The sequence below is a fragment of the Pseudomonas sp. ANT_J28 genome (assembly GCF_008370005.1).
Classification (GTDB): domain Bacteria; phylum Pseudomonadota; class Gammaproteobacteria; order Pseudomonadales; family Pseudomonadaceae; genus Aquipseudomonas; species Aquipseudomonas frigoris.
Window position 1 is genome coordinate 109,915 of the sequence record NZ_VOBM01000013.1, and the last position, 21,974, is coordinate 131,888.

Annotated in this window: 30 protein-coding genes; 26 read left to right on the plus strand and 4 right to left on the minus strand. The window is 60.9% G+C overall.

The genetic code is table 11. The features are described 5' to 3' along the window. Positions 1 to 26: 26 nt before the first annotated feature. Positions 27 to 227: a DNA-binding protein gene (locus tag FQ187_RS11640; RefSeq protein WP_149629570.1), complete on the minus strand. Its 201-nt coding sequence runs from the start codon at positions 225 to 227 to the stop codon at positions 27 to 29. A 92-nt stretch (positions 228 to 319) separates the two neighbouring features. Between FQ187_RS11640 and FQ187_RS11645 the strand changes: the two genes are divergently transcribed. Both FQ187_RS11645 and FQ187_RS11650 read left to right on the plus strand, forming a co-directional pair. Further along, positions 320 to 667: a helix-turn-helix domain-containing protein gene (locus FQ187_RS11645; protein ID WP_178122711.1), complete on the plus strand. Its 348-nt coding sequence runs from the start codon at positions 320 to 322 to the stop codon at positions 665 to 667. Between the two features lie 101 nt (positions 668 to 768). Further along, positions 769 to 954, plus strand: a complete 186-nt coding sequence (locus FQ187_RS11650) for a hypothetical protein (protein ID WP_149629571.1) — start codon at positions 769 to 771, stop codon at positions 952 to 954. A 68-nt stretch (positions 955 to 1,022) separates the two neighbouring features. On the opposite strand, the gene FQ187_RS11655 is transcribed toward FQ187_RS11650, so the two are convergent. The 3 genes from FQ187_RS11655 to FQ187_RS11665 form a co-directional block, all read right to left on the minus strand. Beyond that, positions 1,023 to 1,280 (minus strand): ogr/Delta-like zinc finger family protein, encoded by a 258-nt coding sequence (locus FQ187_RS11655; protein ID WP_149629572.1) that lies wholly within the window; start codon positions 1,278 to 1,280, stop codon positions 1,023 to 1,025. 73 nt (positions 1,281 to 1,353) lie between these two features. Beyond that, positions 1,354 to 2,223, minus strand: a complete 870-nt coding sequence (locus FQ187_RS11660; RefSeq protein ID WP_178122709.1) for a phage portal protein — start codon at positions 2,221 to 2,223, stop codon at positions 1,354 to 1,356. Continuing rightward, a complete protein-coding gene (locus FQ187_RS11665) occupies positions 2,135 to 4,177 on the minus strand; it encodes a terminase large subunit domain-containing protein (protein WP_149629573.1) in 2,043 nt (680 codons plus the stop codon). The genes FQ187_RS11660 and FQ187_RS11665 overlap by 89 nt, the downstream gene beginning before the upstream one ends. 162 nt (positions 4,178 to 4,339) lie before the next feature. Between FQ187_RS11665 and FQ187_RS11670 the strand changes: the two genes are divergently transcribed. The 24 genes from FQ187_RS11670 to FQ187_RS11780 all read left to right on the plus strand — a co-directional run bounded on the left by FQ187_RS11670 (position 4,340) and on the right by FQ187_RS11780 (position 21,791). After that, positions 4,340 to 5,266 (plus strand): GPO family capsid scaffolding protein, encoded by a 927-nt coding sequence (locus FQ187_RS11670; RefSeq protein WP_149629574.1) that lies wholly within the window; start codon positions 4,340 to 4,342, stop codon positions 5,264 to 5,266. A gap of 1 nt (position 5,267) precedes the next feature. Beyond that, positions 5,268 to 6,287, plus strand: a complete 1,020-nt coding sequence (locus FQ187_RS11675; protein WP_149629575.1) for a phage major capsid protein, P2 family — start codon at positions 5,268 to 5,270, stop codon at positions 6,285 to 6,287. After that, positions 6,284 to 7,009, plus strand: a complete 726-nt coding sequence (gpM, locus tag FQ187_RS11680) for a phage terminase small subunit (protein ID WP_149629576.1) — start codon at positions 6,284 to 6,286, stop codon at positions 7,007 to 7,009. Before FQ187_RS11675 ends, gpM begins: the two co-directional genes overlap by 4 nt. A 99-nt stretch (positions 7,010 to 7,108) precedes the next feature. Continuing rightward, positions 7,109 to 7,570, plus strand: a complete 462-nt coding sequence (locus FQ187_RS11685) for a head completion/stabilization protein (RefSeq protein ID WP_149629577.1) — start codon at positions 7,109 to 7,111, stop codon at positions 7,568 to 7,570. After that, entirely contained in the window at positions 7,567 to 8,019 is a 453-nt protein-coding gene (locus tag FQ187_RS11690; protein WP_149629578.1) for a phage tail protein, read from the plus strand. The genes FQ187_RS11685 and FQ187_RS11690 overlap by 4 nt, the downstream gene beginning before the upstream one ends. Beyond that, a complete protein-coding gene (locus tag FQ187_RS11695) occupies positions 8,006 to 8,689 on the plus strand; it encodes a phage virion morphogenesis protein (RefSeq protein WP_149629579.1) in 684 nt (227 codons plus the stop codon). Before FQ187_RS11690 ends, FQ187_RS11695 begins: the two co-directional genes overlap by 14 nt. Before the next feature lie 11 nt (positions 8,690 to 8,700). Next, positions 8,701 to 9,816 carry a DUF2586 domain-containing protein gene (locus FQ187_RS11700; RefSeq protein ID WP_149629580.1) on the plus strand — a complete coding sequence of 372 codons (1,116 nt, stop codon included), beginning with the start codon at positions 8,701 to 8,703 and terminating at the stop codon, positions 9,814 to 9,816. A gap of 6 nt (positions 9,817 to 9,822) precedes the next feature. Further along, positions 9,823 to 10,275 carry a phage protein gene (locus FQ187_RS11705; RefSeq protein WP_149629581.1) on the plus strand — a complete coding sequence of 151 codons (453 nt, stop codon included), beginning with the start codon at positions 9,823 to 9,825 and terminating at the stop codon, positions 10,273 to 10,275. Next, positions 10,275 to 10,484, plus strand: a complete 210-nt coding sequence (locus FQ187_RS11710; protein ID WP_149629582.1) for a TraR/DksA family transcriptional regulator — start codon at positions 10,275 to 10,277, stop codon at positions 10,482 to 10,484. Before FQ187_RS11705 ends, FQ187_RS11710 begins: the two co-directional genes overlap by 1 nt. Positions 10,485 to 10,525: 41 nt before the next feature. Further along, positions 10,526 to 10,780 (plus strand): hypothetical protein, encoded by a 255-nt coding sequence (locus FQ187_RS11715; protein ID WP_256667300.1) that lies wholly within the window; start codon positions 10,526 to 10,528, stop codon positions 10,778 to 10,780. Continuing rightward, complete coding sequence (locus tag FQ187_RS11720) at positions 10,777 to 11,304, plus strand: lysozyme (protein WP_149629584.1); 528 nt, start codon at positions 10,777 to 10,779, stop codon at positions 11,302 to 11,304. Before FQ187_RS11715 ends, FQ187_RS11720 begins: the two co-directional genes overlap by 4 nt. Continuing rightward, complete coding sequence (locus tag FQ187_RS11725; RefSeq protein WP_149629585.1) at positions 11,301 to 11,768, plus strand: lysis protein; 468 nt, start codon at positions 11,301 to 11,303, stop codon at positions 11,766 to 11,768. Before FQ187_RS11720 ends, FQ187_RS11725 begins: the two co-directional genes overlap by 4 nt. Positions 11,769 to 11,819: 51 nt before the next feature. Next, complete coding sequence (locus FQ187_RS11730) at positions 11,820 to 12,110, plus strand: putative phage tail assembly chaperone (protein ID WP_149629586.1); 291 nt, start codon at positions 11,820 to 11,822, stop codon at positions 12,108 to 12,110. A gap of 20 nt (positions 12,111 to 12,130) precedes the next feature. Further along, entirely contained in the window at positions 12,131 to 12,274 is a 144-nt protein-coding gene (locus tag FQ187_RS29950) for a hypothetical protein (RefSeq protein ID WP_371925538.1), read from the plus strand. A gap of 5 nt (positions 12,275 to 12,279) precedes the next feature. Continuing rightward, positions 12,280 to 14,265, plus strand: a complete 1,986-nt coding sequence (locus FQ187_RS11735; protein ID WP_149629587.1) for a phage tail tape measure protein — start codon at positions 12,280 to 12,282, stop codon at positions 14,263 to 14,265. After that, positions 14,262 to 14,579, plus strand: a complete 318-nt coding sequence (locus tag FQ187_RS11740; RefSeq protein ID WP_149629588.1) for a DUF2590 family protein — start codon at positions 14,262 to 14,264, stop codon at positions 14,577 to 14,579. Before FQ187_RS11735 ends, FQ187_RS11740 begins: the two co-directional genes overlap by 4 nt. Beyond that, entirely contained in the window at positions 14,576 to 15,748 is a 1,173-nt protein-coding gene (locus tag FQ187_RS11745; protein ID WP_149629589.1) for a baseplate J/gp47 family protein, read from the plus strand. Before FQ187_RS11740 ends, FQ187_RS11745 begins: the two co-directional genes overlap by 4 nt. After that, positions 15,745 to 16,269, plus strand: a complete 525-nt coding sequence (locus FQ187_RS11750) for a phage tail protein (protein ID WP_149629590.1) — start codon at positions 15,745 to 15,747, stop codon at positions 16,267 to 16,269. Before FQ187_RS11745 ends, FQ187_RS11750 begins: the two co-directional genes overlap by 4 nt. A 10-nt stretch (positions 16,270 to 16,279) precedes the next feature. Continuing rightward, positions 16,280 to 17,956, plus strand: a complete 1,677-nt coding sequence (locus FQ187_RS11755) for a phage tail protein (RefSeq protein WP_149629591.1) — start codon at positions 16,280 to 16,282, stop codon at positions 17,954 to 17,956. A gap of 8 nt (positions 17,957 to 17,964) precedes the next feature. Further along, a complete protein-coding gene (locus FQ187_RS11760) occupies positions 17,965 to 18,672 on the plus strand; it encodes a phage tail protein (protein WP_149629592.1) in 708 nt (235 codons plus the stop codon). Continuing rightward, positions 18,669 to 19,592, plus strand: a complete 924-nt coding sequence (locus FQ187_RS11765; protein ID WP_149629593.1) for a hypothetical protein — start codon at positions 18,669 to 18,671, stop codon at positions 19,590 to 19,592. Before FQ187_RS11760 ends, FQ187_RS11765 begins: the two co-directional genes overlap by 4 nt. After that, the gene (locus FQ187_RS11770; RefSeq protein WP_149629594.1) at positions 19,589 to 20,140 is read left to right on the plus strand and encodes a DNA-binding protein; all 552 of its coding nucleotides are present in this window, start codon (positions 19,589 to 19,591) and stop codon (positions 20,138 to 20,140) included. Before FQ187_RS11765 ends, FQ187_RS11770 begins: the two co-directional genes overlap by 4 nt. Continuing rightward, positions 20,137 to 20,841, plus strand: a complete 705-nt coding sequence (locus FQ187_RS11775; RefSeq protein WP_149629595.1) for a hypothetical protein — start codon at positions 20,137 to 20,139, stop codon at positions 20,839 to 20,841. The genes FQ187_RS11770 and FQ187_RS11775 overlap by 4 nt, the downstream gene beginning before the upstream one ends. Continuing rightward, a complete protein-coding gene (locus FQ187_RS11780; protein ID WP_149629596.1) occupies positions 20,814 to 21,791 on the plus strand; it encodes a hypothetical protein in 978 nt (325 codons plus the stop codon). Before FQ187_RS11775 ends, FQ187_RS11780 begins: the two co-directional genes overlap by 28 nt. The last annotated feature ends 183 nt before the right edge of the window (positions 21,792 to 21,974 follow it).

Consider the following 21,974-nt stretch of genomic DNA (forward strand, 5'->3'; position numbering starts at 1 on the left):
CTACTGTTCCCTGTTGGTCAGTGCCGTTACTGTTCGATAACGCCGTCTTTGATACCTAGAAGTACAGCGGCGCGATGTGCCTCCCCCCGGCGACCTTTGATCCTTCCGTTCAATAGGTCGCTGACTAAATTTTTGTTCAGACCGTGCTTTCGGCTGAACTCCGCAATACTCATACCTCTGCGATCTAACGACTCTCGGGCTTGCTCGGTTGTAACGGTGGCGGGCATAGTGCGCACTCTGTTTAGTTGTGTTTACTTGTGTTTGTCTGTGGCGATTCTTGGTCAAAAAATTGATCAAGTCAATGGTGGTGACTAAAAAAATGCTCATAGCTGATCGAGTAGGTGAACGCCTGAGGGAAGAGCGCGAGCGTCTAGGGCTGAATCAAACAGAGTTTGGAGTGCTTTTAGGAGTCAGTCGGGGGACACAAAAGAACTATGAGCTGGGAGCGAGTTCGCTCGACCTTCGTTATGTTGCTGCACTTGAAGAACAAGGCGCTGATGCGGCTTACGTTCTGACGGGCCGCCGTTCCACGCCGATCGGTCAGCTGTTTTCAGCGGCCGAGGAGGAATTGATAAATCAGTTCAGAAGCATTACGCCATTCGACCAAGAGGCGATACGTCGTTTTCTGCAAGCCATGGCTGATGACGCTGTTCGTCAGCAGAATTAACTTGTAACAAAGCTTGTGCGGCATTCGCTGCCCCTTCGTTTCAAATCTGGACCTCGCCCCGTCAACGCCGATTCAGCCATGCAATTTATGGAGTAGTTAGCATGTTGGATCGCGTCAAAAAAGAGCCCGTTTGCGTGGGTTTTGCCGAATTCGAATGGCATAACCTGAGCAAAGCGGAGTGCCGTCTCATTGGCCTTTACCGGTCATTGAGTGAACAGGAGCAAGGTCAGCTCCGCCGGCTTTCTGAGGTTCTTGCCATCAGTCCTAAAGAGTCAGCCAACAGCTGATGCCTTGATCGTCTAATCCCGATTTGGTGTAACCGATCGCCGACGCATCAGAGTTGGCGATTTGCGCCTCACGCCACCGCCTGCGCCCCAAGCTGTTCGAACAACTCCCGCTGTTTCGCCCTGGGCATTTCGCGGAGTCGGTCGAACAACATGCGTTCGAAGGTCTGCGCTGACGGGCTCAGTGTGTGGGAGAACGTCAGATGGGCTACCCATGTATGCCCGCACTGGACGTCCAGGCACTGGCAGTAGAGCGTCACAAAATCCGGAGACTGCGGCTTGCTATCCCGGATTAACCCCTTGTTCCCGCACTTACATGTCACTCGCATATGTCCCTCCCCAGGGCAGCTAATCGCCACCATCTTGCCACAAGATTTAGTGGTTATCTCTACGCTGGTAACATCATGCAGTGGTATCAACTGGCGTTAGCTGATATTTCCAGGCGAATCGCCTGTCTTCGCGAAGGCGGTCATTCAACTGGTTGAACAGCTGGCAGATCGGCCGGATTTCATTACTGGTGTACACGCGATCGATCTTCTCGATGTCGCCAAAACCGCCGTTGTTTTCCGGGATGATGCCGGCCAATGCAGGGTTCATTCGCCAAGCCGCGATGACGTCGTTGCGCGTGATGTTCTTTACTTTCTCCAGCTCGTCTTTGGCCTGAAAGTCCCCCACCGGAATGATCTGGATCGCGTTTTCCTTGCCGTTGGGAATGTTGACGAACATCGAGCGAAAGTTACCCACACCCTTGCTGGCACTGATCTGTGCTCGCAGATCTTCCTCGTCCTCTTCCGTCAGATCGGGGTCGTTGGTGTAGAAGATGTAGCCCGCGTGTGCGCCGTTGCTGTAGTACCGGCGACGGAACAGGGTCGCGGCTTCGTTGAGCAGCAGCGCCTGCAGGCCGCCCAGGTAGTCCGGAACGCCGTAGATGTTCTGTTCCACGTCGTAGTCCAGGACGTGCGAAATCTCGTCCTGGTCAAACTCCATTTCTTTGCTGTCGGGCAGCAGCATCACGAAGCCGCCGCCGACCTTGACCCGCATGTTGATGGCCGGCAGGTGCTGCAGCTCCAGCACCTGTCCGAAGGCGTTTGTATCGTTGTAGAAGTACGCCTCGCCGAACACCATGTAATCCAGCGCGGCGCGGCCCATCGTCTCGGTGGTGCAGCCGGCCGAGGCGATGAATTCACGCAGCAGCAGGTTGCGCTTGAACTTCGGAATGGCGCCGTGGTGCGCGTTGGCGCGCAACAGCTTGGCCAGGCCGACACGCGACACCGGCGGCTTGTAGATCTTGCCGTCGTCGCTGGGAAAAACTCCCACGTACTCGCCGATGTTGCCGGACAGCACTTGCTCGGGCTCCCCGAACGTGAAGGACCGCATGGGTTGCTGTGGTCGTGGAGCTTGCGGTGGTTTTCTGCGTTTGTGGTTGGCCATGGCTGCTATGGGTGCTCGTCACGTAGCGGCTGCGGCGCCGCTTGTTGGTGTTTAGGGGTTCGTTGGCCAAGGCATGCATGATTGCCCAAGCGATGTCGGCGTGACCGGTGGCGTCAGTGCGCGAAGCGCTGTAGGTGATCTGGCCACTGCTGGTGGCGCCACGTTTAATCGTCAGGAACGCCTGGGCGATGTCCGTCCAGCCCGCGTCCCACTCGATGCGGCTGCCTTGAATCGTGTCCTGGGCCTTGAGCACCAAGGTGTTTTTGGCCTCAAGGCTGTAGTGAATGGGCGTGACCCTGGCGTAGAAATCGCGCACCAGGTCGAACACGCCATGGCCCACGCCGGTGACGTCGATGCCGATGTGTTGCACGTTAAAGCGTTCGGTCAGCTTTTTGACTTGGGCGGCCTGGTGGGTGAACGAGTGCCCACGCCAGCTGTGCTTTTCCAGGATGCGGAATTTCGCCCCGGGTTCGAGCGGCGGCGCGATGACCACACAGGTGGAGTCGTCGCGGGTGCGGCTCGGGTCGTAACCGAGCCAGACGGGGCTGTTGCCGAACGGGCGATCCAGCTCGGGGTTGTAGTCCTCCCACAACGACAGATCGGAATAGCAGCGCTCCAGGTCTTTGAGACCGAAGGCGCTCTGCGAGCTGTCGATGAATTTGCAGTAGAACAGCTGCTGGAATTTGTCCTCGTCGTACTCCAGCTGCAGCTGCTCGAGGTCGAACAAATCGCAGCCGCCGGCGATGGCATCGGCAATGGTGATGGTCTTGCGCCATTGGCCGTCCGGACACAGCGCGCCCTGCGTGTAGGCCGATTCGATGGGCCACACACCACCCGCCTTTTTGCCCCGTTTGCTGTTGCGAAACTCTTCACCCGACCAGAACGGGTACGCCTGGTGCGACACCGCACTGGGCGTCGAGAAATAGGTTTTGCGCCATTTTTTGTGGGTACCCATGGCGCTGGCCACGGTGCTGAGTTTTTCGAAGTCGCGGATCCAGAAGTATTCGTCCACGTAGACATGCCCGTGGTAGCCCTGGGCGGTGCTGCTGTTGGTGCTGAGAAAGCGCAGTTCGGCGCCGTTGCTGAGCGTGATGGGGTTGCCGGTCAGCTCGATGCCGAACCACTGCTGGGCAAACTGGATGATGTAGCTGCGAAAGATCTCCGACTGCGAGCGGCTGGCGGACAGGAACACCTGGTTATCACCACTCAGCACGGCGTCCATGAACGCTTCGCCGGCGAAGTAGTAAGTCAGGCCGACCTGACGGCTTTTCAGGATGTTGCGGACCCGCCGCGTCAGCGGGTTTTGTTTCGCCGCGAACAGCTCTTTTTGATAGCCATACATCTTGGAGATGAACTTATCGAGGAAGTCGACTTCGGTCAGGCCACTGATGTCGTTCTTGGCTTTCTTTTCGCGCTTCTTGCCACCGCCTTCGCTCCGATCGCGGCGCTGGCCTGACGGGCGCTCCCGGGATTCGTCCGGACTGTCGGACGGCGCCGCCGGCGCGGATTTTGACGACTGCTTAATCAGGCGTTCGCGCAGGGTGGTCAGGCGCTCCAGCTCGTCGAGTTCGCCCTTTGTGAGCGTGTCGGTTTTCTCCAGGATCAGGGTGATCCGCCGGCTGATGGCGGTCAGCGGTTCTTCGTCCGTCAGCATCTCGTCCCAGCACCCTTGCCGGATCCAGTAATAGACGATGCGGATGTTGGGCAGCTTCAAATGCGCCTGGATTTCCTTCACCGAACAGCGGCGTAAGTACAGGCGTTTTGCGGCTTCTTTGACTTCGGTCGGGTAGTTCATGGGCCGCAGTCTATGCGGCGAAAATCCTGAAAACGCGGGGTTAAAGGCGGCGTTCTACGTAGAGTTTTCTTCTACGAATCGAGCCGAAGCAAAGCGTTTGTTTGGGGATAAACGGCTCCCTATCGTGGCGGCTCATTCAACGATTGAGCGCAGTCACCACTCATGCCCCGTTCCCTTGTCTCCTACTGGAAACGTGTTGCCACTAGCGGCCCGACCGTGGATGGCCGCGAGATCCTGCCCCAGGAACTGCGCGACATCGCGGAAACCTACAACCCGACGTTGTACACCGCCGTTATCTGGTGTGAGCACGATCGTTGGTTCGGCTCGCACGGCACTGTATTTGCCGTGCGCCTGGTCGAAGAGGGCGAGGATCTGGAGCCTGGCCAAGTCGCTCTGGAGGCGCAGTTAAAGCCCAACGACAAGCTGCTGCGCCTGAACGATGCCGGTGAGAAAGTCTTCACCAGCATTGAGATTCGTCCGAATTTCCGTGGCCGTGGCAAAGCCTACATGACCGGTATCGCTGTCACTGACGAGCCCGCCAGCACTGGCACCCAGGAACTCTACTTTTCCAGCCGTACCAGCCGGGAGGCTTACTTCGCGTCTTCTGTCGAGCTGGGCACCTTCTGCGAAAACGAACCCAAGGGCGAGCTGGGCAAGCTGACTGCATTGCTCACTGGCTTCTTCAAGCGCTTCAGCGCGGAAGACAGCCCCACCGACACCACCCCGCAAACCCCAACCGAGAGCAAACCCCCAATGGATGAAGCTACCGCAACGGCTTTGAAAGCCCTGCTGGCGCAGCTGCTGGTCGTCGCTGCCGGCATTCAGGCTGTGATCGAGCCTGCTGCTGCAGAAGCACCTGAGCCCGAGCAAGCCCCGATCGATGATGTGAGCGCAGCCGTTGACGAGATCGTCACTACGGCCGAAGAAGAGCGCGAATTCCGCCGTCAGGGCGGCGCCTCAAACAATGCCGTTCTGGCCGCGCTGTCGAACCTTTCCAAACAGTTCAGCACGCTGCAGAACACCACCACGGGTCGTCAGTTGCCGCGCACCACTGGCGCCGCCGACAAAGCCAAAGCGCGGGTGCTCTGACATGGCCCATTCTCTGAGCGCCTACGGCGCCAAAATGTACGCGCAGCTACAACTCGCCATCGCCGAAACCTACGGCGTGGAGTTGTCCAGCAAGCAGTTCAGCGTTGAGCCGAGCGTTGCCCAGGAACTGAACGACGCAATTACTGCCAAGTCGGATTTCCTGCAGCGCATCAACGTCATTCCGGTGACCGAGATCAAAGGTCAGAAGGTCTTCATTGGCGTTTCCGGCCCGGTCACCGGCCGCACCAACACCAAGACCACCGACCGCGAAGCCAAGGACGCCTCGGCGCTCGATGACACTCATTACGAACTGTCCTCGACCGAATCCGACGTGGGCCTGCCGTACGCGAAAATCGATGCCTGGGCCAAGTTCCCGGACTTCCACCAGCGCTATTCCGCTGCCGTGCAGAAACAGATCGCGCTGGATCGGATCATGGTCGGCTTCCATGGCACACATGCCGCGCAACAGACCGATATCACCGCCTATCCGATGCTGCAGGACGTCAACAAAGGCTGGCTGCAGCAGGCGCGTGAGCAGATCCCGGCCCAAGTGCTGAAAGAAGGCAAGACCGCCGGCAAGGTGATGTTGGGGGAGGGCGGTGACTACGCCAACCTGGACGCCCTGGTGCATGACACCAAGCAGATGGTGGACGAGCGTGTGCGTGATGCCGGCGACCTAATCGCCATCATCGGCACCGACCTGCTGGCCGCTGACAAGGCGAAACTGTACGCCAAACAAGGCGACGTGCCGACCGAAAAAGAGCGCATCGAAGATGCCCAGGTGATCGCCACCTATGGCGGTTTGCCGAGCTTCAGCGTGCCATTCTTCCCGGTCAACGGCGTGGTGGTTACCAGCTGGGACAACCTGTCGATCTACTTCCAGGATTCCAGCTGGCGCAAGCAGACCGTGGACAACTCGAAACGCTCCCGCGTCGAGGATTACAACAGCCGCAACGAGGGCTACGTGATCGAGCAGCTGGAGAAATTCGCGATGACCGAGAACGTGGAGCTGGTGAAGTGAGCCTGGCCCTTGCGCACAAGCGCCGCATTCTCACCTCGGGGGGCGCTGCCTTAGCCGCTGCTGCAGCGGCACCGGTGGCGTACACCCCAGGCGATGCGCTGAGCAGCCCGGCCAATGCGCGCAAACACCTGCTGCTGCAGGAAGCGTCCCTTGATCAGGATCTGGAGCGCCTGAGTGCGATGAAGGGCGCGCTCGCGGGTCGCCAGTTGCTCAAGCGCGACGAGCTGCTGCCCAAGTACCAGGACTACATCCAGCGCTACATCGAGTCCGGCCTGAACTTCCCGAACCGCGTCCTGGTGCAGGTGATGGTCTGGCTGTTTGACACCGCTCAGTTCGAAGACGGGTTGGAGCTGGCGGAATTTGCCATCGCCCAGGGTCAGCAAATGCCGGAGCGCTTCAAGCGCCGCGACGTCCAGACTTTTGTCGCGGATGCCGTGATCGAGTGGGCCTATGCCGAGTACAACGCCACTCGCAGCCCGGAACCGTACCTGTCTGACTTGCTGCCTCGCGTGGACGGTGAATGGAACCTAACGGAGCAGATCCCCAGCAAGTACCACAAGTTGGTCGGCATGCGCGCCATGGAGGCCGAGCAGTGGGAAACCGCGCTCAAGCATCTTGAGCGTTCCACCGAGTTGTACCCCAAAGCCGGCAATGACACCCGCATTGAAAAGTGTCGCAAGGCACTGGCCAAACAAGTAGCCGCCACCAACGGCGCCGAATAACCGACTACCCCCCCCAGCGGGGAACTGTGGACGTAGGCCGACTATTTATGGCCCGACCTGCGGAAAACAGTCTCCCCGCCCTATTTTGAGTGGCCAGCAATGAGCTTTTCCGGGAAACCCACCACCTTTGTGGAACAGATCATCGAGAACGACGGCTTTTGGCCGAAGCTCTCCGTGGCCGAGTTCCAGAAGGGTTACCGCCTGCCGGCGGAGTACCTGGTAGAGATGCTTGTCACTGATTTGACTACCGCGATGATCGAGGTCAATCACGACCTGGCCAAGCGCAAAGGCCAATGGCAGAACGTGGGCATCACCAGCGTGGAATCTGCGGACCCTATGGTGCTGCCGGAGCGCACATTTCACGCAGCAACGTACAAACGCGCTGTGTATTGCCGCGCCAAGGCCAGTTTGCTGACCCAGTTCGCCACCGTGACCCGCCGTGAAAACGCCGAGAACACCGGCAAAGAATTGCCCGAGCGTGGCGAAACGTTTTTGGAGTTCAGCCAGCAGGCCGTTCGGTCGTTGCAGGGTCGTGGCCGCATCACGGCGGCGATCATATGACCAAGCTGCAAGCACTGACCCGCTACCTGCTGGACCGCCAGCTGGTGCCCGCCGAGCAGCTCGATAGCTGGACCGAACAGGTCACGCTCGAACTCGTCTGGAAGCCCGACGTGGACGGCATGCACATGGCCGACATGCGCTATCGCGCCGCCATCGTGCTGGAACGCTTCGCCGACCATCCGGGGCGGTTGATGGCCCTGGTTGGAAGCTGGCTGGAAAACCATGACACCGGCCGCGATCGCCACGAATTGCCGGCGCCGCTCTTTGCCGTTGAACCGCTGGACAACGACCTGTTCGACGTGGACATCACGCTGGAATTCGTCGAGCCGCAGTACCTGGCCGAAGACCCTGCCGGTGAAATTGAGGCTTTCGGCAAGACCTGGGCTTTCGTGCCGTTTGACCTCTGGATTGCTGAGCGCGGCGAGGTGGCCACCCATGGCGCGGCGTAGCACTTTCGAACTCGACGCACGTGGTTACCTGGCCGTTGACGCGCAACTGGCGCTGCTGAGCCTGCCACCGCAGTTGCGCCGCCGACTGCTGAACAACGTGACCAAGCGCGTGCGGACGATGAGCCGCAAGCGTGTGCGCGATCAGCAGAACCTGGACGGCTCACCTTTCGAAGCTCGCAAGGGTTCAGGGAAGGGCAAGAAAAAGATGGAAGCCGGCCTGGCCAAGCTGATGGTGGTCACTCGTATCAGCGCCGACGAAGCGGAACTGGGCTGGAAAAACGCCCTGACCCGTTGGGTCGCCGCGCAGCAACACCACGGCGTCAGTGAGCGTCGTACCGCCGCGCAGATGCGCAGCTGGAACAAGACCTCGCCCGGACTGGCTGCCACCGACAAGCAAGCCAAGCGCTTGCGCCGGTTGGGCTTCCGTGTGCGCCAGGCGGGCAAAAAGACGCTGACCCGACCGTCAGTGGCGTGGATTCAGGAGCATGTGAACTACGCCAAGGCGGGCCTGCTGATCCGCATCCTGGACGACGAAAGAAGCGAATCCACTGGCGCACAGAGCTGGGAAATCACTTTGCCAAAACGCCAGTTCATCGGCGTTAACACCGACCGCGACACCAGCCTGCTGATTAACCAGGTGTTGCAACAAATCCTACATTCACCCCGCTAACGAGGCACTGCATGGCACTCGGTCAAGTCACCGTCGACAATCTCAATCTGGGCCAGGGTGCCGTGACTGAGATTGAGCGTTACTTCCTTTTCATCGGCCCAGCCGGCAAGAACGTCGGCCAGTTCATCCCGCTGAACACCGACAGCGACCTGGACGCTTCACTGGGCGTTCCGGCCAGCGATCTAAAAGCCCAAATCACTGCTGCCCGTCTCAACGGTGGCCAGCGCTGGGCGTGCGTGGCCGCTCCGATCGGTAACGAAGGCAATTGGTCCGAGGCCTTGGAAAAAGCGCAACAGCAGGGCTTCTCGGTGGAGGCCGTGGTAATCACCAAGCCGGTGACCACCGCCGCCGAGCTGTCGGCCATGCATGACGCGGCGATTGCCCTGAACAACACCTACGGGCGCCGTGTGTTCGTGATGGCGGCCGCTGTGGGCATCACCGCGCAACAGACCTGGGCGCAGTACGTCACCGAACAGAAAGCCCTGGTCGCTGACTTGGCGGCGCCGCGTGTCCTGTCGGTTCCACAACTGCACGGCAATGATCTGGGCGTATTGGCCGGCCGCTTGGCCAACGCGGCCGTGAGCATTGCCGACAGCCCGATGCGCGTGGCCACTGGTGCCGTGTTGGGTCTCGGTCCGGTGCCGATCGATGCCGACAAAATACCGCTGCCGTCGGCGGTGCGCAGTGAGCTAGACCGGGCACGGTTCTCCGTGTCGCAGACCTACCCGGATTACCAGGGCGTGTATTGGGGCGATGGCAACATGCTCGACACCCCGGCGAGTGACTTTCAGGTCGTTGAACACCTGCGCATCACCGACAAGGCAGCACGCTTGATTCGTCCGCTGTTGATCCGCCGCGTGGCCGATCGTCGTTTGAACAGCACCCCCAACAGCATGGCAGTCAACACCAACCAACTGATGGCGCCCCTGCGTGCGATGGCCAAGTCCACCACGTTCAACGGCGAAGTGTTCCCCGGTGACATCGAGCCTCCGAAAGACGGTGACCTGGTGCTGAGCTGGCTGAGCAAAACCAAGGTCGCGGCCTACATCAAGCTCAAACCCCTCAACTGCCCGAAGGACCTGACGGCGAACATCGCCCTTGATCTTTCCACCGACAAAACGGAGTAACGCGCCATGGCAAAAATTGGCGGTAAGAACTTCGACGTGAGCCTGGGCGACCTGTCGCTGCACGTCGAGAACTGCACCCTGGACATCACCGACAACTCGGCGGTGGCCCAAACCCGGGGCGTGCCGGATGGCTTCGTGGATGGCGATGTGGCAGCGGCCGGCGAGTTCGAGCTGGACACCACCAACTTCAACTTGCTGATCGACGCGGCGCGATCGGCCGGCAGCTTCCGCGCGCTGAAGACCTTTGACGCGGTGTTCTTCGCCAAGGCAGGCGAGGACGAAGAACTGCGCGTGGAGGCGTTCGGCTGCAAGGTGAAGATTTCCAGTCTGCTGGGGATCGATCCGAAAGGCGGCGAGAAGAGCAAGCACAAGGTGCCGTTCGACGTCACCAGCCCGGACTTTATCCACATCAACGGCGTGCCGTACCTCGACGCTGCCGAGATCGAGGGGCTGCGCTGATGGTGGATTGGTTCGACCGCGCCCAGGAACTGGAGCAACGCCAGCGTGACCAGGCGATCAAGGCCCAGCTGCAGCAGCCACGGCCGGTCGGGCCAAGCCTGACCCACTGCCAGGACTGCGACAACGAGATCCCGCCGGCGCGCCAGGCGTTGGGCGGCATGACGCGGTGCGTCCCGTGCCAGACCGGCCACGAACAGAGTAAGCGCTGATGATGACTGACGCTCTACGCCTCGGATCGCTGGAACAAAAAATGGCTGTGATCGAGCACCGGCTGAGGGAGATCGAAGATCGCCACGAAACCGTGCCGACGCGCGTCACCAAGCTGGAACAGCAGTTCGAACACATGGCTGGCCAGCTCTCAGAGCTGAACCAGGGCCAGCAGAAGCTGACCGTGGCGGTCAACGTGATCGGCTCGAAAGTGGGGCGGTTGTTGACCATCCTGACGTTGGTCGGCGCTGTGCTGCAAATGGCAGTGCCGGCACTGCTGCGGGTGTTGTTCCCATGAGCCTGCGCGGCCGGATTCAAGCCGGTGCGATCGCGCTGGTAAGCGCTTCGTTGCTAACGTTTCTGGGCACTTGGGAAGGCCAAGGGCAGAACACCGTTTACGCGGACAAGCTGGCCCGTGGGCTGCCGACTGTGTGCAAGGGCATCACCCGTCACACCAGCCCGTATTCGGTGGTGATCGGCGACTTCTGGTCAGACGCTCGATGCGCTGAGGTGGAGCAGCTGGTGATCGGAAAAAGTCAGCTGCAGCTCGCCGACTGCATCACCAATCAACAGGTGAGCCAGAACACGTTCGATGCCCTGAGTAGCCATGGGCACAACGTTGGCGTGCCCAGCACCTGTGCCAGTCGAGCGGTGGGGCTGATCAACGCCGGCCGCATCGCCGCCGGCTGCAAGGCCTTGGCCTGGGCACCGGATGGCAAGACGCCGGTGTGGGCTTTCGTCTCCGATGCCCAGGGCCGCAAGCAGTTCGTTAAAGGCTTGCACAACCGCCGGCTGGCCGAGATGGAGCTGTGCCTGAAATGACCTTTTTTCCGTCGCGCCAGGTGCTGTTTGTACTGCTGGCCGGCCTGCTCGCGTGGGTGGCGTACGATCGGGTGACCGATCAGCGCAACGACGCCCGGCGCGAGCGCGACAGCGCGCAATGGGAAGCGAAAGGCCTGCGTGAAGCAGCCCGCATCAGCGGCGAAATGCTCGCCGATCGGGATGCGATCGACCTGAAAAACACCACGGAGTTGGACCATGTCCGCACTGAAAACCAAGGCTTGCGCCGCGCTGTTGACGATGGCACTAAGCGGTTGCGGATCCGCGCCACCTGTCCCGCCTCAGTGCCCGCCACCACCGACGCCGGCGGCTTGGCTGATGCGGGCACCGCCGAACTCACAGCAGACGCTCGACCGGATTATTTCACCCTCCGAGATCAGCTCGCCTTAAGCCGGCAAATGATTCTCGGCCTGCAGCAACACATCGTCAGGGTGTGCCAGCGATAACTGGTGCACCAGGACAACCAATGTCTCCAACCTCAACCTGAGATCTACCCCATGAACGAGCAAAACGCAGAAATCACCCTGGAAGTCGGCGAGCAGGAATTCACTTTCACCCTGACCCCGCCAGACGTCACCAAGTACTTCAACGCGCTGACCCAGACCAACAAGGTCGCCCCGGGCAACAATCTGCTGATGACCACCGTCAAGCAGGAAGAACGCGCCACCCTGAAACCGCTGCTGGGTAACCCGGTAATGGTGATGCAACTCGCCGGTGCACTCCTCGAGGAGTACGGCCCGAAGGTTGAGGTGATCGTAAAAAAGCGCTCGGCCACGCTGAGCGCCTGACCGAAAACGGCCTGGGCCAGTTGGTGGCCCTGACGAACCGCTGGCTACCTGGAGCCGAGACCACGCTTGAAGCGATGGGCACGGCCAAGTGGCTGGAGGATGAATACTGGAGACGCATGGAGATCGCCGTGGCTAACGGCATCGCCTTTGCGCTGAACGGGTAACGACAGTGGCAGACCGTAGCGCCAGCCTGGCTTTCATCTTGAGCCTGACCGACAAGGTCACCGCGCCCCTGGGCAAAGTGAAAATGGGTTTTTCCAACCTTGCCGAGCAGAGCGAAAAGCACATCAAGACGATTGGCCTGGGCCTGGGCGGTCTGACGGCGGCGGTGGTCGGGATTCAGCAATCCATGGAGCCGGCGCTGCAGGTCAATCGCGCCCTGGGTGACGTCCGATCGCTGGGCGTGGCCGAGGACGCGCTGACCGCGCTCAACAGCAAGTCGCTGGAGTTTGCGGTGAACTACGGCGAGAACGCCCGGGAGTTCGTCGCCTCGGCGTACCAAATCGATGGCGCGATTAAAGGGCTGGCCGGTAACCAGTTAGCGGTCTTCACCAACGCCAGCAACCTGGTGGCCAAGGCCACCAAGACCGACGCCGCGACCATGGGCGAATACGTCGGCACCCTCTACAACTTGCAGAAGTCCCAGGCGGACGCCATGGGCAAAGGCGCGTGGGTCGAGAAACTCGGCGGGCAGACGGCGCTGGCGGTGCAGTTGTTCCGCACCAGCGGCGCCGCCATGAAAGACGCGTTCAAGGAAGCCGGTGCGATCGCCACGACGGCCGGCGTGGACCTGGCCGAACAGATGGCGGTGATCGGTACGCTGAGCAGCACCATGGAGGGTGGGGATGCCGGCGGACGTTACAAGGCGTTCTTCGAAAACATCGGCGCCGCCTCGGAAAAGCTCGGCATGAAGTTCACCGACCAGCAGGGCAAGATCCTGCCGATCATGGCCATCCTGGACAAGCTTCAGGGCAAGTTCGGCGATCTGACCAGCGCCTCGGCCGGGGCCAAGCTGATGGAGGCATTCGGCGGTGAAGGCGCCCAGGTGATCGGTGCACTGGCCAAGGATACCAGCCGCTTGCGCAACGGCCTCGAGCAACTGGGCAAGGTTCGCGGTCTGGAGAAGGCGGAGCAAATGGCCCAGGCCATGGTCGATCCCTGGCAGCAATGGGCGTCGTTGGTCGAGGTCATGCGCGTGGCCTTTGGTCAGGTGCTGATCCCGGTGCTGACGCCGTTCATGAACAAGATGATTGGCATCGGCAAAACGCTGGTGCGCTGGTCACAGCTGTTTCCCAACATTACCCGGGTGATCGGCATCACCGCGCTGACCATCATGACGATTATCGGCGCCATGTCTCTGCTGACCCTAACGGTGGGCATCGCGAAGCTGACCTGGCTGGGACTGTTGACCGTGTGGAAAATCCTCAACATGACCGGTCTGCGCAGTGTGGCGATGTTCATCTATCACACGGTGATGGTCATTGCGTTCGTGGCCGGGCTCGCCCTGATGTACACCTGGATGGGCCTGGTTCGGACGGGCATGCTGCTTTGGCAGGGCGCGGTCTGGCTGGTCAATGCGGCGCTGTTGGCCAACCCGATCATCTGGATCGTTATTGGCGTGATCGCGCTGGTCGCTGCCGTGGCCGCCGCGATTTCTTTCTGGGACGAGTGGACCACCGCGCTGCTCAACAGTGAGGCGTTCAAGTGGGTCAGCGCCCAGCTCCAGGCCTTGTCTGACTGGTTTAACTCCATGGGCGGCTGGTCCGGTATGGCCAAGGCCGCCTGGGACGGCATCGTCAGCATCTTTCACAAGGCCATTAATGGCCTGATCGGACTGCTCAATAGCATCCCCGGCGTGAACATCGAGGCGCGTTTCGGCGGCATGCCCGAGGTGCCCGGCATCGATGCCGCGACCAGTGCCGCCGACACCGCAAACGCCGCGCAGAAAGCCCAGCAGACCATTAACGCGGCCATCCCCAGCCTTTCGCCAACGCGCCCGACAGCGGTACCGCCGGGCGGCCTGCTGACCAGCATCCAGAACAACAGCAACAGCCAGAACAAAGGTGTGCATGTGGAGAGCATGACTATTCAAAACAGTAAGCCGATGAACCCGCTGGAGATGGAAAACATGATGGCCATGGCGGTGGGTGGATGAGCGAATACGTTGACCTGTTGATCGTCGACAACGACCTGGCGCTGGACCTTTCGAATCAGCCGCGGCTGATCAATGACCGTGCCTGCATCGCCCAGGACATCGCGCACATGATCCGCGACAGCGGACTGCTGGTCACGCTGGTGGCCGAGCGCGATCGGCTGCGCCAACGCGACTGCATCCAGCAGATGGAACTGCTGGTGGAAGCCGACGAGCGCCTGGTGCCCGGAACTGCGCACATCGCCCAATTGGAGCCAGGTCAGTACCTGGTCACCGCCAAAACCCTGAAATTCGGATTGATCGAGGTAAGCCTGTGAATGAGGTCGATTTTAAACAGGTGATCGCCGACGCCGGCATCCCGACCACCGAGGCCGGTTTGAAAGCCGCCTGGGAAAAGGAGGTCGAAGCCCAAGGTGCCAAGGTCGCTAACACCAGCAGTTATTCGCCGTTCTGGCGGGTGATGACCGCCTTGGTGACCAAGCCGGTGTTGTGGCTGCTCGACTTCCTTTGCCTGACCGTGTTGCCGAACTTCTTTGTGAAAACGGCGGTGGATGCCTGGCTGGACATGCTGGCCTGGGCGGTCAACGTCGAGCGCAAGGGCGCCACTAAAGCCCGGGGCACCGTGCTGTTTACCCGGGCGACACCGGACGGCGTGATGGAGCTGGAAAAAGGAATCGCGGTGCAGTCCGCTGCGATCAACAGCAACGTTTATCAACTGACCACAACGGCCGCCGTAACTTTTCAGCATCGGCAGTTGCAGCTGGAAGTGCCGGTGGAGGCGAACGAGGCCGGCAGCGGCTACAACCTGGCGCCGGGTTATTACGCAATCCTGCCGGTTCCGGTACCGGGCATTGTCCAGGTGGCCAACATGGACGGCTGGCTGGAATCACCGGGTGCGGATCCTGAGCCCAACGATCAGTTGCGTTTGCGTGTGCGCAACCAGTTCTCGGCGGTCAACCAGTGGCACACCGACGCGGTGTATCGCGCCATGATTTCTTCCTTCCCGGGCGTGCGGCCTGACAGCGTGTATTTCGAACACGGCGCGCCTCGGGGCCCCGGCAGTGCGAACGCCTATGTGCTGTTTGATGCGGGTGTGCCGGCGGCCAGTTACCTGGAGCAAATCAATGCGCACATTCGCGACCAGGGCAACCATGGCCATGGCGATGATCTGCTGGCCATGGTGATTCCAGAGATTCAGTACCCCATCGAACTGGACCTATGGCCACGGCCCAATCTGGGCGCCGAAAACTTGACCAAGCTGGAAACCGAGGTGGAACTGTTTATCCGTGCTGCGTTTCGCGAAAGCACCGTTCGGGACTACAAGCCGACGCTGACTTATCCCCAGTCGCGATTCAGTTTCAGTCGTCTGACTGAGGAATTACACCGCCAGTTTCCCGATATCAGTTCGATGCGATTCGCCACACCCGACATCATTTCCGGCTTGGACATCCCCCGGATCCAGGCGTTGGAGGTGACGGCTCGATGATCAAAATCAAGTTGCCGTTCTGGCTCGCCGGCACCGAACTGGCAAAGCTGATCGCCGCCGCGCAAGCCTGGTGGGAAACCGTCACCGGCTGGCTGAACTGGCCATACCTGCAAATCGATCCAGACACCTGCCACCTGACCATTCTGGAATTGTGGGCTTGGCAACGCGACGTCACGCGCTTCAACGGCGAACCCGAGGCCTTGTTCCGCCTGCGGGTGAAATACGCCTTTATCAACTCCGTGGACGCCGGCAGCACCGCCGGGATGAAGCGCATTTTCGAACGCCTGGGCGTGGGTTACGTCGAGATCGAGGAACGCCAGCCCGATCGGGACTGGGACGTGGTCCTGCTCAAGTTCAGCAACTCGCAGCTGTCGCTCAATCCCGAGCTGCTACGCGTGTTGATCCAGCAGTACGGCCGCACCTGCCGGCGCTATGACTTCGTGACCATCACCCCTGTGGCGATGCATATCGCCCTGATCGACTTCAACAACGACCAGCAAACGCTGGTCGCCAGCCTGTAGGAGCGCACCCGTGAGCGCCAGTATTACCTTGGTCGGCGAAAGCCAAATTGCCTTCAAGCACGCCCACAAAGTGCCGCTGATAATCAGCAAATTCATTTTTGCCAACGTTCCCGGACTGGATCCTCTCGCACCGATCGACCGCACAGCCGCCAAGCCGCCGGCGGGGCAGATTGTCCACGTCTACAACATCCCCAAAGAAAACGCCGGCTTTGTGAACCCGAACCAGGTCGTGTACAGCGCCCAGTTGGGTTCGGACATCGGCGACTGGGATTTCAACTGGATAGGCCTTGAGGACGAAGACGGTGGGCTGTTCGCCGTTTCCTACGTGCCCCTACAGCAAAAGCGCAAGAACATCCCGCCGCTGCAAATCGGCAACAACCTCACCCGCAACTTCCTAGTGGCGTTTGATGGGGCCATGCAACTGACCGGCGTAAAGATCGATGCCAGCACCTGGCAGCACGACTTCACCGTACGCCTGGCCGGCATCGATGAACGGGAACGCCTGAGTAACCGCGACCTGTATGGGCGGTCATGTTTCTTTGGGGATGCGTTCCAGGTTGTAAAGGTGGGCAATGCGTTTCAGCTCAAACCCGGGCTGGCCTATGTCGAAGGCATCCGACTCGAGCTTGCCAGCGTCTTCCCGATAGAGTTGCCAAAACTGCCATCGCCGATCTATCTGCACGTCTCGCTGCGTCGTGAGTTGAACGATGTGGTATCCAGCTGGACGTTGGGGTTTGAAGCCAATCAGGTCGACTACACGGACAGCGCTGGCACACGTCACTACTGCATTGCTCTAGCAGACGTGACGTCGTCGACGATGATCGATTACCGAACCACCGAACCGATCACCAGGCCATTGATACAGCACTTGGCCGCCCGTACCGGTGACTACAAGGGGCTGCGGGCGCGAGCCACGACCAAGGAAGACGTGGGGCTTGGCGAACTCCCGAACGCCAAGAGCGATGACCCCAAGACCAACAGCAGCGAGATCCTGGCCACAACTGCCGCGCTCAACCAGCTGAACCAACAGACCAATGAAGCCATTGTCGGCATGGTTTCAGCGTTCGCGATCATTTGGGCCCCTCCAGGGTGGCTCAAATGCAATGGTGCCGCGATATCTCGCACGACGTTCGCGTCATTGTTTGCCCGCCTTGGCACCTTGTACGGCGCCGGCGACGGATCCACGACTTTTAACCTCCCGGATCTGCGCGGCCTGTTTCCTCGTGCGTGGGATGACGGACGCGGGATAGACGTCGGTCGGGGGCTTGGTACGTATCAAGAGATGCTGCTGCATTCCCACGCTCACACAGCAACCTCTACGGCGGCTGGGGATCACCAGCACGCGGCCTGGACCGATGCCCAAGGCGCGCACCAGCACAACGCCTGGGCCGACTCACAAGGCGAGCACGCGCACACCGTGAAAGAAGGTGCCATTTCACCGAGCGGGCCGGGTGGGGAGGTCCTGTCTTCAGGTGATGACTACACAACTGCCATCAACAATTACTCCAGCACCGGTTTAAGCGGTGCTCACAGCCACAACATTGGCATGGGTACAGCCGGTGGCCACAGCCACAACGTTGGGATCAGCACCGCCGGTGGCCATAGCCACGCGATCACTATAGCGGCTGCCGGTGGCGCAGAGACGCGCCCCAAGAACATGGCCCTTCTTTTCTGCATTAAATATTGAGACTGACTATGGACGTGAAAACTGTCTATCAGACCGACCACCTGGGCATCTACGTTGGCCCCGTCGTAGCTGATGAGTCACCTGTGGAACCAGGTGTATTCCTGATCCCTGGCGGCTGTGTGGAAATCGCACCACCGGCGATCCCTGAACACAAAGTCGCCTGGTGGAGTGGTCAGGACTGGCAACTGGTGGACTACCTGGGCGGCCTGGTGGTCTACAGCATCGATACCGGCCAGCCGCGCACCCTTGAAGGGTTTGAACCGCTCCCGGCCGGCTTCACCCCGAAAAAGCCCGGGCCGAACCAGGTCTGGAAGAACGGCGACTGGGTAGACGACATCAACGCGATACTGGCCGCGCTGTATGACACAAAGCTGCAGGCGATCGGTGCTGGGTGTAGCCAGTACATCGCTGGCGGCTTCAGTTCGAACGCCCTGGGCGGGGTGTTTCGCTACAGCAGCGAGATCGACGACCAGGTCAATCTGAACGGCTTGGTGCTGATGGGACTCGATTCGGAATATGCCTGTTTCGACTCTGACCAGGTGAAGGCCTTCCGACCGCACACTGCCGCCCAGCTGTTGCAAGTCGGCCAGGATCTGGCCCGATTCAAACAGGCCGCCTTACAGCACGCCGACAGCCTTAAGCAGGCTTTGGCCAAAGCACTGAAAGACAAAAACCTCAAGGCCATGAGAGCCATCACCTGGACGCCGCCGGCATGAGCTGGGCACCGGTGACCATGCGCTGGCCGGAGCAGGCCACGCAATGGATGGGCGGCCTGTCGGCAGCCAAAGACCTGGCCGGCAGTGAGCTGGTCAGCACCGCCCAGCGCCTGGCCGGGCTCGACGGCTTGGCCAGCACCAACCCGGGGCCGGTCGGTGGCGCCGCCAAGGGCGCGATCGCGGCCGGTCGCGCAGCCTTGGCGGAGCAATTGGGCCAGGTGCCGGCGTGCCTGGTGGTGACGCCGTTTCAGAGCGGTATCGGGCAGGGCCGTGGCTACCAACGTTTTCTGTCAGCGCCCAACCTGCTGGAACACCTGGCGAACAAGCTGGAGGACGTGACCGACACCGGGCGACCGGCCGGCCCGCAATACGCGCTGTCGATTCTGTTCCTGGGCACGCGCCTGGACCAGTTGGCCACCAGCCTGTCGCGGTTCAACGCCTTGCTGCCGATCCCTGACCTGGTGCGCACGGAACGCCGCGCCCAGCACCTGGTGAAGCTGGAAACCGAAAAGTGGGAGATCCCAGGCGCCGGTCCATTGCCACGCTGGCAAGCGCTGCCCCTGGAGCGCTGCACGGTGGTCAAGGCCGCCAAGCAATCCATGGCCGGCCAACTGGCGGTGCTGGAGAGCTATGCGGCCGACAGTTCGCCGTTGGGTGATCTGGCTGCTTTGGCGACCCGCAAAGTCGCCCAGCAGCAGGGCCGCGATCAGCAGCTGGCTGACCTGAAAGCGCTGCTGGCTGGGGGAAACCCTGACGTCAGCATGCAGGCGCGCCTGATCGGCCCGGGCAACACCAGCAAATTGCGGCGCGAGCTGCTGGCCGGCGATGCCCCGGGGCACGAATGGGTGCTGTGCGCCGGCCTGATGTTGGTTGGCTCGAAAGAAGGGCTGAGTTTTGTACAGGAGCTGGTCGGTCTATGACGCTGCTACTCGACGGCCGCAAGGTCCAGGGCAAGAATCTCAAGGTGACGGCCAATCTGCGTATTGAAAGCGGCGACATGTCGGGTCAGACCAGCAACACCGACAAGGCTCACAAAGGCTTCAAGCCCAAGACGCTGACCGTCTCGTTGATGATTCCGTTTGTGGATAAGTCCCAGCTGGTCGATCTGATGCGCCTGGCCGAAGCCACTGCCGGCGGCGGCCAGTTGCACCTGTACCGCATCGTCAATGACTCGGCCGAGGTCTTCGGCGTACGCCAGGTCGAGTTCTCCGACGGCATCAGCGCCCGTGAGGACGATTCCCTGCGCGCTTGGCTGGTCCAGTTCACGCTGAGTGAACGCGAATCGAACCCGGAAAAGGTCGAAGGCCGACGCGCCGGCAACAAGGTCAACGCGCAAGGCACCCCGGGCAGCGCGGTCGGCGACGGTGACAGCGGGAAGGATGCAACCAGCGATAACCCGGCGCTGAGCGGATTTGAAAAGGTGCTGGGCCGCGTGGACAAGTGGCTGGGCGGGAGTGAGCCGAAGTGAAGCTGCACAAGATTCTGGCAATCAATGGCGCGCCGATCGCCCTGGTGAAAGAGGATGTTCGGCTGGACGCCACCAGCCCCGGGCGGGCGACGTTCACCATCCAATCCACGGTGCCGGTGAAAGGCCTGGTGACGCTGGATATCGGCTACAACGAAGGCACGTTGCAACGGCACTTCATTGGCTACGTCGAGCGCTGCACCGCCGCCAACGCCGTCGAGCAGGTGTTGTTCTGTCGCGAGCTGGCCGCCGTGCTGGCCAACCCGCTGCCGCTGAACCTGCGTCATGTCGATCTGCGCGCCGTGCTGGATGAAGTCAGCGAACAGACCGGTTTGCGCTTTCGGGTGCCCGATCAGCCCTACGCCAGCGTCAAGGCGCCGTTCTTTTACAGCCTGGCTGCCGGTTATCAAGCGATGGACAGCCTGGCCCGGGTTTTCAACATCCCCGACTTCACCTGGCACCAGCTGGGCAACGGCGAAGTGTTTGCCGGCAGTTGGGCGGACAGCTTCTATGGCTCCCGGGCGCCACTGCAAATCCCCACGGAGCTGTTCGACGGCTATCAGGGCAACCAAAGCGCAATGATCGCGGCCCTTCCCGGGTTACGACCAGGTGCAACGATCAACCACGGCGAGCGCATCACCAGTGTGGCCCTTGCCAATGACCAGATGGCTATCCGATGGAAAATGCAATCCGCCGCAGCGTAGAACGGCAATTCCCTGAACTGACTGGCGGCTACCACCTGCCGCGCTTTGCCCGGGTGGTCGCCGTGGCCGACGCCCCGGCCGGCGCCGGGATCTGTGACGACTTCCGGCCGCGTTACGCCGTGGACATCGAGGTCCTGGGGCCGGACGGTGAAGTCGATCCACAGTTGCCCCAGCTCGCCGGCGTGCCGCTGCCACTGCCAACCGGTGGCGAGGAAATGGGCATTTACGCCTTTCCGGAGGAGGGCACCCAAGTGGTGGTGTGCTTTGCCTATGGCCTGCCGAACAAGCCCTACATCCAGACCATTCTGCCGCACGGGCTGAGCATGCCCCGGGTGCCAAAAGGTGACCAGGTGTGGCAGCACAGCGAAGCCGCCCAGCAGCGGGTCGACGCCGACGGCAACTGGTTGCGCCAGACTGATGGCAAGATCCAGGACAAGGCGATCGAGCGCGAGGTTGAGGCGCTGGAGAATCGCGAGCAGTTCCAGAGCCACGCCCAGGTGATCGACGATCATTCGACCGAGACGGTGGGTGGGGTGAAGACGATCGAGGCGCTGGGCGCGCTCAAGCTGCTGTCCGGTGGATCGGCGAGCCTGGCGGCGGTGGATGATCTGCACCAGGCTACCGGCCGGGATCTGAACCTAGTGGTGGGGCAGAAGCACAACGCCACGGTGGGCGGTGACATGCAGGAGCGAATCGAGGGGCTGCGAAAAAGCGTGGCCGGGATCAGCCAGCATCTGCAGGCGCCGAAAAACTGGATCGGGTCCGAAGGTGTGAACCTTTTCCAGGTGGTGTGCGACATGCTCGATCTGTTGCAGCAGATGAATACACAACTGGCCGCGCATACCCACGTACCTGGACCTACGCCGAGTCCGACCGATGCATCGGCATTCACCGCCAAGGCAGCGCAAGCGACGGTACTAGCCTCGAAATTGAAGCCGATCACTGGATAGTAAAAGCCCGCCAGACGGCGGGCTTGGAGCGAAACGCCTTACTTCTCCCCCATGCAGGGTACGAGACGATCAACGTCAGTACCGCTTCCAGGGCTCTTATCGATTACACCGTCTGCCCCAATGTAAATATGGGTTCTAGGCCACTTCGGTTTGACGCTAAAACAATGGTTGTGGCCAGCGTTG

Bases quoted from the DNA above. Each gene is read 5' to 3' on its own strand.
- FQ187_RS11640 (WP_149629570.1), bottom strand. From the start codon at position 227: ATGCCCGCCACCGTTACAACCGAGCAAGCCCGAGAGTCGTTAGATCGC.
- FQ187_RS11645 (WP_178122711.1), top strand. From the start codon at position 320: ATGCTCATAGCTGATCGAGTAGGTGAACGCCTGAGGGAAGAGCGCGAG.
- FQ187_RS11650 (WP_149629571.1), top strand. From the start codon at position 769: ATGTTGGATCGCGTCAAAAAAGAGCCCGTTTGCGTGGGTTTTGCCGAA.
- FQ187_RS11655 (WP_149629572.1), bottom strand. From the start codon at position 1,280: ATGCGAGTGACATGTAAGTGCGGGAACAAGGGGTTAATCCGGGATAGC.
- FQ187_RS11665 (WP_149629573.1), bottom strand. From the start codon at position 4,177: ATGAACTACCCGACCGAAGTCAAAGAAGCCGCAAAACGCCTGTACTTA.
- FQ187_RS11670 (WP_149629574.1), top strand. From the start codon at position 4,340: ATGCCCCGTTCCCTTGTCTCCTACTGGAAACGTGTTGCCACTAGCGGC.
- FQ187_RS11675 (WP_149629575.1), top strand. From the start codon at position 5,268: ATGGCCCATTCTCTGAGCGCCTACGGCGCCAAAATGTACGCGCAGCTA.
- FQ187_RS11685 (WP_149629577.1), top strand. From the start codon at position 7,109: ATGAGCTTTTCCGGGAAACCCACCACCTTTGTGGAACAGATCATCGAG.
- FQ187_RS11690 (WP_149629578.1), top strand. From the start codon at position 7,567: ATGACCAAGCTGCAAGCACTGACCCGCTACCTGCTGGACCGCCAGCTG.
- FQ187_RS11695 (WP_149629579.1), top strand. From the start codon at position 8,006: ATGGCGCGGCGTAGCACTTTCGAACTCGACGCACGTGGTTACCTGGCC.
- FQ187_RS11700 (WP_149629580.1), top strand. From the start codon at position 8,701: ATGGCACTCGGTCAAGTCACCGTCGACAATCTCAATCTGGGCCAGGGT.
- FQ187_RS11705 (WP_149629581.1), top strand. From the start codon at position 9,823: ATGGCAAAAATTGGCGGTAAGAACTTCGACGTGAGCCTGGGCGACCTG.
- FQ187_RS11710 (WP_149629582.1), top strand. From the start codon at position 10,275: ATGGTGGATTGGTTCGACCGCGCCCAGGAACTGGAGCAACGCCAGCGT.
- FQ187_RS11715 (WP_256667300.1), top strand. From the start codon at position 10,526: ATGGCTGTGATCGAGCACCGGCTGAGGGAGATCGAAGATCGCCACGAA.
- FQ187_RS11720 (WP_149629584.1), top strand. From the start codon at position 10,777: ATGAGCCTGCGCGGCCGGATTCAAGCCGGTGCGATCGCGCTGGTAAGC.
- FQ187_RS11725 (WP_149629585.1), top strand. From the start codon at position 11,301: ATGACCTTTTTTCCGTCGCGCCAGGTGCTGTTTGTACTGCTGGCCGGC.
- FQ187_RS11730 (WP_149629586.1), top strand. From the start codon at position 11,820: ATGAACGAGCAAAACGCAGAAATCACCCTGGAAGTCGGCGAGCAGGAA.
- FQ187_RS11740 (WP_149629588.1), top strand. From the start codon at position 14,262: ATGAGCGAATACGTTGACCTGTTGATCGTCGACAACGACCTGGCGCTG.
- FQ187_RS11750 (WP_149629590.1), top strand. From the start codon at position 15,745: ATGATCAAAATCAAGTTGCCGTTCTGGCTCGCCGGCACCGAACTGGCA.
- FQ187_RS11760 (WP_149629592.1), top strand. From the start codon at position 17,965: ATGGACGTGAAAACTGTCTATCAGACCGACCACCTGGGCATCTACGTT.
- FQ187_RS11765 (WP_149629593.1), top strand. From the start codon at position 18,669: ATGAGCTGGGCACCGGTGACCATGCGCTGGCCGGAGCAGGCCACGCAA.
- FQ187_RS11770 (WP_149629594.1), top strand. From the start codon at position 19,589: ATGACGCTGCTACTCGACGGCCGCAAGGTCCAGGGCAAGAATCTCAAG.
- FQ187_RS11780 (WP_149629596.1), top strand. From the start codon at position 20,814: ATGGAAAATGCAATCCGCCGCAGCGTAGAACGGCAATTCCCTGAACTG.